The following is a 9,198-nucleotide window of genomic DNA, read 5'->3' as shown; positions in this document are numbered from 1 at the left end:
GGGCAAGTGTTTTTTGTCTTTTCCTTGATAGAACAACGGTTATAGACCTTTAAGAACAAAAAAATTTGACAGTAACACATAAAATAGGGGGGGATTATTTATGCATACTGTAGCAATTGCCGGGGGCTCGAGATCAGAGATCAAAGAGCTGGTCCAACTGAGTCTTGAAGATTGGGGAGACCAGGTAAAATTTATTGTATTTGATACTGAAGATAATATTGATTCAGATGACCTGTGGGAATATCGGGGGTATTCATCTGAAGAAGAAATGGTTAGAGAAGCCGTCAGGAGCGTCGCTTCCGGAGAATCAGGTATTCTGCTTAAAGGTGGGATAAAAACGCATACCCTCTTGAAAGAAGTTCTCAAAAAAGAATATAAGCTTAAGAAGCAGGACCTTCTGTCGCACGTCGCTTTAGTCAATCTGCCGGCACTCGATCGGCATATTCTACTGACGGATGCCGGGATGAATATTACTCCCGATGATGATCAGCTTGAACAGATTATAAATAATGCCATACAAGTTGGCCAGTCCATTGGTCTGAAGAAACCCAAAGTAGCTCTGATAAGTTCTGCTGAAAACGTCAATCCTAAGATGCCTTCATCATTGACGGCTGACCGGTTGACGAAGCGGTTTAAAGACCATGAAGAAGCGACGGTATACGGGCCCATATCACTGGATCTGTCTCTTTCTGAAGCAGCAGTAGCAAGTAAGAGATTTACTGGTCCAATAGCCGGAGATGCGGATATCATAGTCGTTCCTAATATCGATGTCGGAAATGTCCTGTACAAAACGTTTCTTCTATTTGGCGATGCAACGATTGGTGGATCTATTGTAGGAACAAACGTACCGATCGTTCTGACCTCAAGAAGCGATAAGGTCAGAAGTAAATTATATGCCTTGCGGTTTGCCTTGATGCAGGCCGAGAGTAATCAGTAAGTATTTAGCAGGAGGATTTAAATGAAAGAGTATATACTAGCAATCAATCCAGGTTCCACCTCTACCAAGGTATCATTGTTCAACGAAAAGGAAGAAGTAGCAACAAGGACCATCAGGCACAGCACAGAAGAAATTGGTCAGTTTGACGGCGTCATGAAGCAGAAAGCCTTTCGAATGGAGCTGATTCTTTCATTTCTGTTAGAAGAGGGGTTCGCGGTAGAGACATTAAGAGGTGTAGTAGGAAGAGGCGGTCTTCTTAAGCCAATACCCGGCGGTACTTATTTAGTAGAGAAAGACATGCTTAAAGACCTTGAAGAAGAGAAATATAATACACATGCATCTAATTTAGGAGCTGTACTGGCTTATGAAATTGCAGAATTGGCAGGAGTCGAAGCCTACATTGTTGATCCTGTCGTTGTGGATGAACTGAACGATGTCGCCAGAATTTCAGGTCTGAAAGGGATCGACCGGAGAAGTGTTGTACACGCCTTAAACCAGAAAGCGGTTGCGAGAAGGGTTTTAAGAGAAAAGGGAAAGACATACGAGTCGAGCAGGTTGATCGTGGCCCATATGGGTGGAGGTTCAAGTATTGCCGCACACGATCAGGGGCAGATGATCGATGTAGTCAACGGACTGGATGGGGAGGGCCCCTTCACTCCTGAACGAACGGGCGGACTGCCCCTCTATGACTTTGCCAAGATGATTCTGGAAGAAAATCTGAATCTGGATGACGTTAAAAAACGACTCGCAGGAAAAGGTGGCATATACGCGTACTTAAAAGAAATCGACCTGAGGAATGTTATTGAGCGCATCGATAATGGCGATGAAGAAGCAAGACTCATTCTGGAGGCGATGACCTATCAGCTAGCGAAAGCCATTGCCGAAATGGCAGCTGTTCTTAAAGGCAGGGTAGATCTTATTATTCTGACTGGGGGAATCGCCTATGCTAAGCTTGTAGTAGAACAAATCAGTGAGCGGGTGGACTGGATTGCACCTGTAATCGTCCATCCCGGCGAAATGGAAATGGAAGCCTTGTTTGAAGGCGTGATTCGCGTATTAAATAATGAAGAACAGGTGAAACACTATTAAGGAAATGTGAGGAGAACGTTATGGCGATTGAAACAGAATTACTGATTCTTGGCGGAGGCACCGGTGGATACGTTGCAGCTATCCGGGCAGCCCAGAAAGGCTTAGATGTTGTCCTGGTTGAAAAAGACAAGCTGGGAGGCACCTGCCTGCACCGCGGCTGTATACCGTCCAAAGCTCTGCTGAAAAGTGCAGAAGTTATGGATACCTTTAACATGGCAGATGAATTCGGTATTGAGATTGGGGAGACAGCAAAAGTCAATTACTCGAAAGTGACTAAACGAAAAGAGGCCATCGTTGATCAGCTGTATCAAGGGGTTCAAGGTCTGGTTAAGAAAAATAAGATAAAAGTCGTTCAAGGCAAAGGAGCAGTACTCGGTCCATCTATTTTCTCTCCGGTATCCGGCGCGGTGGCTGTTACCTTTGATGATCCTGACAAAGAAGAAGAGATCTACGTTCCTAAGAAACTGATTATTGCGACAGGCTCTGTTCCTAACTCTCTGCCGCATCTGCCTCTCGATGAAGAAATGATTCTGTCATCAGATGGGATGCTGAGGCTTCAAGAACTGCCTGAGCGTATGGCGATCGTTGGTGGAGGGGTCATAGGAGTTGAATGGGCTTCCCTGCTTCACAGTCTAGGTGTTGAGATCACGATCTTTGAAGCCCTTGACCGCCTGTTAATCAACGAGAGCAAGCAAGTATCCAAAGCACTCCAAAAGCAGTTCAGTAAACGAGGAATCGATGTAAAAGTCGGGCAGCTTGTTGAACAGGCTGAGATTGCAAATGGAACAGTGTCTCTCACCATTAAAGGAGAAGACAAGCCACTCGTAGTGGATAAAGTAATGGTCGCAATCGGACGTAAGCCTGTGGTGGAAGGCATCGGTCTTCAGAACACTTCAGTCAAATATGATGCAAAAGGCATTCACGTCAATGCCCATTACCAGACTTCCGAGAGCCATATCTATGCCATTGGCGACTGCATCGACACCCTTCAGCTCGCACATGTGGCTATGAAAGAAGGGGAGCTGGCAGTAGATCACATTGTCCATGATACTAGTGAGCCGATCAATTATGTCAACGTACCAAGATGCACCTATACGTCTCCGGAAATAGCCAGCGTTGGCTATACTAAAGAGACTCTTCCAGAAGGGAAGAAAGTGAAGACAGGAACCTTCCAGTTCAATTCGAACGGGAAAGCACTGATCGGTGGAAAACCGGATGGCTTTGTAGAAGTCATCAAAGATGAAGAAACGGATGACCTGATTGGTGTGTCGATTATCGGTCCACATGCAACGAATCTGATTTCTGAAGTGAGTACAGCTATCTATATGGATGCCAGCCCGATCGAAATCGGCGAGGCAATCCATCCTCATCCGACCTTGTCTGAAGCCATTCAGGAAGCCGCTCTAGATGTATACAAATTAGCGATTCATAAATAGAAAGTGAGTGAAGAAGCGATGAAAAAACTGGAAGAATCTGGTTTAACAAAAGAAGAAATCATTCAAGCCTATAGACATATTCTTATGGGGCGCCGACTCGATGAACGCTTATGGCAGCTGACACGTATAGGAAAGACCTCATTCAACATTTCCGGTCAAGGACATGAAGTAGGACAGGTAGCCATGGCGATGGCTTTCCAGCCTGAAAAAGATTATTTCCTTCCTTATTACCGTGATATGACTGCGTGCATGGTCTGGGGGATGACACCTAAAGACATTATGCTAGGATCGCTGGGCAAAGAAGATGACCCGTCTTCTCATGGCCGGCAGATGCCGAACCATTACGGCTCCAAAGAGCATAATATTGTGTCCCATTCATCAACAGTAAGTACACAGTTCCCGCTCGCTACAGGAGTGGCTTACGGGGCGCAGCTGAAAAAACAGGACTATGTCACATTGACCTCAACGGGTGAAGGATCTGCCAACCAGGGCGAAGTGCAGGAAGCCATGAACTTTGCAGGAGTCAAGAAGCTGCCGCTGATATTCGTCATTGAAAATAATGGCTATGCTATCTCCGTAGGCACGGATGAACAGTATGCCAATGAAACGATGGCAGAACGTGGACCTGCTTATGGATTCCCGGGAAAAAGAGTTAACGGCAATGATTTTGTCGAAACCTATCTCGCATTCAAAGAAGTCGTAGAGCGTGCCCGCAGCGGAGAAGGTCCAGCGCTTATCGAACTGATGGTATCACGACTGACTTCCCACTCTGCTGACGATGACCACACCGTCTACCGTTCCAAAGAAGATATTGAAAATTTGAAGAAAAACGATGGGCTTCTGTTCTTTGAAAAGCAGCTGATCGATGAAGGGTATCTGACCCGTGAAGAAATGACAGACATTGATACTGAGCTGAAAAAAGAGATCAATAAAGCGACAGACGAGGCAGAAGAAATGCCGGAACCGACGGCTGACACTATTCTTGACCACGTTTATGCAGAAAAATAGATTCTGAAAGGACGGAAGAAGCCTATGGCAATGATGACGTATTTAGAAGCCATTCGAAAAGGAATAGAAGAAGAAATGGCACGTGATGAAAATGTAGTGATCTTCGGCGAGGACGTCGGAGGAGTAAAAGGTGGTGTGTTCGGAGTCACAAAAGGACTGGCTGAACAGTTCGGAGATCACCGTTGTTTTAATACACCGCTGACAGAAGGTGAGATTGGTGGGCTGGCAGTAGGACTCGGACTCGTCGGCTACCGGGCGATCGGAGAATTCCAGTTTGCCGACTATATCCTGCCTGCCGTCAATCAATTGATATCGGAAGCGTCACGTATGCGTTACCGTACGAAAGGAGACTGGACAGCACCGATTGTCTACCGTGCACCTTATGGAGGTGGAGTGAGAGGGGGGCTGTATCACTCTCAATCTACAGAAAAGGTCCTCTTCGGTCAGCCCGGACTGCGTATCGTTACCCCGTCTTCTCCACATGACGCCAAAGGACTGATCAAAGCGGCAATCCGCTCTGACGACCCTGTTTTGTTTTACGAGCATAAACGGTTGTATCGCCTACTTAAAGAAGATGTATCCGATGACGATTATGTCGTACCTCTTGACAAGGCAAATGTCGTACGCGAAGGCGACGATATTACCGTCATCGGCTATGGCATGGTTCTGAATCATGCCTTGAAAGCAGCTGAGACGCTGAGCAAAGAGGGATACGAAGCAGAAGTTGTCGATGTGCGTTCCTTGTATCCACTGGATAAGGAGACGCTGGTCAAAGCAGCGAAAAAAACAGGTAAAGTCCTACTGGTTACAGAAGACAACCTGGAAGGCAGCATCATGAGCGAAATATCAGCGATTATTGCTGAAGAAGCGCTTTTCGATCTGGATGCACCGATCAAGAGACTTGCCGGGCCGGATTCTCCAAGCATGCCGTACGCTATTGCGTTGGAACGTGAATTCCTGGTCAACGAAGAAAAAGTGACGAATGCTATGCGAGAACTGGCAGAGTTTTAAGGAGGATCAGTTGATGAGTATTGAAATTATTGAAATGCCTCACCTAGGTGAGAGTGTAACCGAAGCCTCCATAGCTGCATGGCTGGTTTCAGAAGGAGATAGGATCGAAAAATACGACCCGATTGCAGAAGCAGTGTCCGACAAGGTGACAACAGAGATCCCTTCCAATTATTCCGGAATAGTCAAAGAATTTCTGATAGACATAGACACGGATGTTGAAATAGGAACACCAATGGTGAAAATTCAGACAGATGAAGAAGGAGAGGATGAGGGAGAGAATTCAGACAGCTCGGAATCAGGCATTGAAACAGGTGAGGAGTTCACTGACCATATCAACGAGGAAATCGACAAGGAAGCGGAAAGGGAACCGATGGAGCGACAGACGACGAGTGATGAGAAGCAGTCGACTCCAAAGGATACCCAGAAAGATTCCGACAGTACGACCCGTTATTCTCCGGCAGTTGTTCGTATTTCACAGGAACGCGGCATTGACCTGTCCCAAGTTGAAGGTACAGGAAAACATGGGCGAATCACTCGGAAAGATGTGCTGGCATTCGATGTAGACAGTCAGAAACCTGCTGCACAACAGTCTTCTGATAAGAAAGAGAATCGTTCAGAGGAATCATCTCCAGTTGAAGCAGAATCGACGCGTCCTCAAAAAGCAGCACCGGCAGCTTCACTTCTGCCAAATGGCGGCGAAGTGGTTCCCGCTGATGGCATACGCAAAGCCATTGCCCGGAAAATGGTTCAAAGTTCAACTGAGATCCCGCATGCCTGGCTGATGGTCGAAGCAGATGTGACCAATATCGTTAAACTGAGAGAACAGACAAAAGCTACATTCAAAGAGCATGAAGGCGTGTCACTGTCCTACTTCCCGTTCTTTGTAAAAGCAGTCGTTCAGGCACTTAAGAAGCACCCAGTTATTAATACCTCGTGGGACAATGGAAATATTGTCTATCATAAAGACATCAATATTTCGGTTGCGGTCGCTACTGACGAGCATTTGTTTGTTCCTGTTATCCATCAGGCTGATCGCTACTCACTGAATGGCTTGTCCAAAGAAGTCAGTCGCCTGGCAGGACTCGCCCGGCAAGGCAAGTTGACCACGTCAGATATGCAAGGTGGAACGATGACCGTCAACAACACTGGAAGTTTCGGATCAGTCCAGTCGATGGGAATCATTAATCATCCTCAAGCTGCGATCCTGCAGGTGGAAAGCATCAACAAACGATTTGTTCCTACTGAAGAAGGTGGCTTTAAAGCAGCAGACATGGTCAATCTGTGTCTATCGATAGACCATCGGATCATTGATGGACTACAGGCTGGACGTTTCCTTCAGACTGTAAAAGATAACCTCGGCCGATTTTCTGACGAATCTGATTTGTATTAAATAATAATTCCCTCTCGATAGGAGAGGGATGAACGACAGTGTCAGTTCTTCTTTATTTCAGCTATGAGTTCTTCAATCGCTTTAGTCGGAGCCTTCCCTTTCTTTAAGGCGATACCGATTGAAAAATAATCATTCTTATCTTTTAGAGGAATCCATTTCAATCCATCGAGAGCTCCGATCGAGCGATACTCAATAGGCAGCAGACAGATCGAATCAAGCGTCTGCAGGCTGTATAAAAGAACCTGCAAGTCATCATGGTACATGACAATATCCGGTTCGAATCCGAGGTGACGGCTGCGCTCCAGTAGCATCTGACCAAGCATGAAATTCTCGTTCAGTGTAGAAAAACGCTGATTTTTCAAGTCTATAAAGGTCAGTTCTTCGGCATCAGCCAAGGGATTCGTTTCAGGCATAACGACATGGACATTGTACCCTTTTGTCGATGTATTTAAAGCTTCGATGGAAATGGCGTTCGACTGGGTATTCGGAAATGATACGAGGCCAATATCCAGCTCGTCATTCGCCAGCATAGTCTGTATTTTACGGGACCCGTTTTGAGTAATGATCAGATCGACATTCTGATGTGTAGCGATGAAGCTTGATATCTGTTCCATATACTGTACGGCAAAAAGAATTGTCAGCCCTAATCTGATGGTTTCTTTTGTATCCGTTTTCATGTGCTGGATTTTATGTACCAGGTCATCAAAGTCGTTTACTATCTGCGTTCCTTTTTTGTATAACAGTTTTCCGGACCGGGTCAGATTAAACGATTTATCATGAGGGTTGAACAGATGGGTATTCAGCTCTGATTCAAGTTTTTTGATTGTAAAAGATAGAGTAGGCTGCGTTACAAACAGATTACGTGCAGCTTGAGATAAGTTTTTAGTATGGGCAATCTCTATGAAATATTTCAATTGTTTAATATCCATCGGATCCATCCTTCTTTCTAATAGGCTCGTCTGTTCATTATACATGAGTTGAGTAAGCGTTAGCATAAAATAGGTCAGTTATTAACTACTTTTAATGGAACGCATAAAATATTCATATATAGTCAAATTTAAAATCGGAAAGGAAGTAAACAAATGGACATCTTTAAAGCGCTGGAAGAATATGACTACGAACAACTGATTTTTATGAACGACAAAGAAACAGGACTTAAAGCCATCACCTGTATTCATGATACAACATTAGGACCAGGACTTGGTGGGACGCGATACTGGACTTATGAAAAAGAAGAAGAAGCAATTCTGGATGCCATGCGACTGGCTAAGGGAATGACCTATAAAAATGCTGCCAGTGGGCTTCCGATTGGCGGAGCGAAGACTGTGATTTTAAAGGATCCGGATAAAGAGGTAAATAAAGAGGCGATGTTCAGAGCATTCGGCCGATTTGTCGAAGGATTGAACGGCCGTTACATAACTGCGGCGGACGTCGGCACAACTGAAATCGAGATGGATTATATTTATCAGGAAACGAACTATGTTGCAGGAACTGGACTCAAACCGGGAACGTCAGGCAATCCTTCTCCTTCAACTGCTCATGGTGTTTATGTGGGGATGAAAGCAGCCGCCAAAAAAGCGTTTGGCTCCTCGTCGCTGGAAGGCAAACGGATTCTTATTGAAGGAGTCGGTAAAGTCGGATATATTCTGGCCGAGAAAGCTATAGCAGAAGGGGCTCATGTCATAGCTGCTGATCTGTTTGAGGAGCCAAGAAATCGGGCACGTGATTTAGGATGCCAGATTGTGGCTTCTGATGACCTGTTTTCAGTCCAGGCCGACATTTATGCACCTTGTGCTCTAGGAGCAACCGTCAATGATGACAGTCTGGAAAAAATTAAAGCCGCGGGCATCAAAGTCATTGCAGGCGCCGCCAATAATCAGCTCGAAAAAGCTCGGCACGGAGATAAACTTGAAGAAATGGGACTTATCTATGCTCCGGACTACATTATTAATTCAGGTGGAGTCATTCAAGTGGCAGACGAGTTCAACGGGGGCTACAACGAAGCTCGTGCGCGCATGTCCATCGACAGAGTGTACGACCAGATTGAAAAAGTATTTGCTATCGCAGAACGCGATGGTATTCCATCTTATAAAGCTGCGGATATCCTTGCAGAAGAACGGATTGCTGCAGTAAGAGGTACCAGAAGCATATTCAGTCAGCATACGAAATCGATTCTGAACCGCTGAATTTTTAAGACAAGATAAAATACAACAAACCACATGATCCGTCAGATCCTCACTCAGGCAGTCAAGTCTGTCTATGTGTAAAATAGTTGTCGGAAAGTAAAATAGTAGGGCAAGAAATTAAAGTAGACAAAAAGAAAGAAG

8 protein-coding genes are annotated in these 9,198 nt (G+C 45.4%); 7 read left to right on the top strand and 1 reads right to left on the bottom strand.

Annotation, left to right across the window (positions count from 1 at the left end; genetic code table 11):
• Positions 1–100: 100 nt before the first annotated feature.
• From ABFX15_RS11875 to ABFX15_RS11850, 6 genes are read left to right on the top strand one after another with little or no spacing between them, the layout of a single operon-like run.
• A complete protein-coding gene (locus ABFX15_RS11875; protein ID WP_346025609.1) occupies positions 101–937 on the top strand; it encodes a phosphate acyltransferase in 837 nt (278 codons plus the stop codon).
• 21 nt (positions 938–958) lie between these two features.
• Positions 959–2,026, top strand: a complete 1,068-nt coding sequence (gene buk / locus ABFX15_RS11870; protein WP_346025608.1) for a butyrate kinase — start codon at positions 959–961, stop codon at positions 2,024–2,026.
• Between the two features lie 20 nt (positions 2,027–2,046).
• A complete protein-coding gene (gene lpdA, locus ABFX15_RS11865) occupies positions 2,047–3,462 on the top strand; it encodes a dihydrolipoyl dehydrogenase (RefSeq protein ID WP_346025607.1) in 1,416 nt (471 codons plus the stop codon).
• An 18-nt stretch (positions 3,463–3,480) separates the two neighbouring features.
• Entirely contained in the window at positions 3,481–4,470 is a 990-nt protein-coding gene (locus ABFX15_RS11860; RefSeq protein WP_346025610.1) for a thiamine pyrophosphate-dependent dehydrogenase E1 component subunit alpha, read from the top strand.
• A gap of 24 nt (positions 4,471–4,494) precedes the next feature.
• On the top strand, positions 4,495–5,481 hold the full coding sequence (locus ABFX15_RS11855) for an alpha-ketoacid dehydrogenase subunit beta (protein ID WP_346025606.1): 987 nt from the start codon (positions 4,495–4,497) through the stop codon (positions 5,479–5,481).
• Between the two features lie 13 nt (positions 5,482–5,494).
• Complete coding sequence (locus ABFX15_RS11850; RefSeq protein WP_346025605.1) at positions 5,495–6,871, top strand: dihydrolipoamide acetyltransferase family protein; 1,377 nt, start codon at positions 5,495–5,497, stop codon at positions 6,869–6,871.
• Positions 6,872–6,912: 41 nt separating this feature from the next.
• Here the strand turns inward: ABFX15_RS11850 and ABFX15_RS11845 are convergent, their stop codons facing one another.
• Positions 6,913–7,800, bottom strand: a complete 888-nt coding sequence (locus ABFX15_RS11845) for a LysR family transcriptional regulator (protein WP_346025604.1) — start codon at positions 7,798–7,800, stop codon at positions 6,913–6,915.
• Positions 7,801–7,953: 153 nt separating this feature from the next.
• Between ABFX15_RS11845 and ABFX15_RS11840 the strand changes: the two genes are divergently transcribed.
• A complete protein-coding gene (locus ABFX15_RS11840) occupies positions 7,954–9,057 on the top strand; it encodes a Glu/Leu/Phe/Val family dehydrogenase (RefSeq protein WP_346025603.1) in 1,104 nt (367 codons plus the stop codon).
• Positions 9,058–9,198: the final 141 nt, after the last annotated feature.

This window comes from Alkalibacterium indicireducens, assembly GCF_039522005.1.
Classification (GTDB): domain Bacteria; phylum Bacillota; class Bacilli; order Lactobacillales; family Carnobacteriaceae_A; genus Alkalibacterium; species Alkalibacterium indicireducens.
Note: the sequence above shows the minus strand (reverse complement) of the source record. Positions and strands in the feature narration are given on the sequence as shown.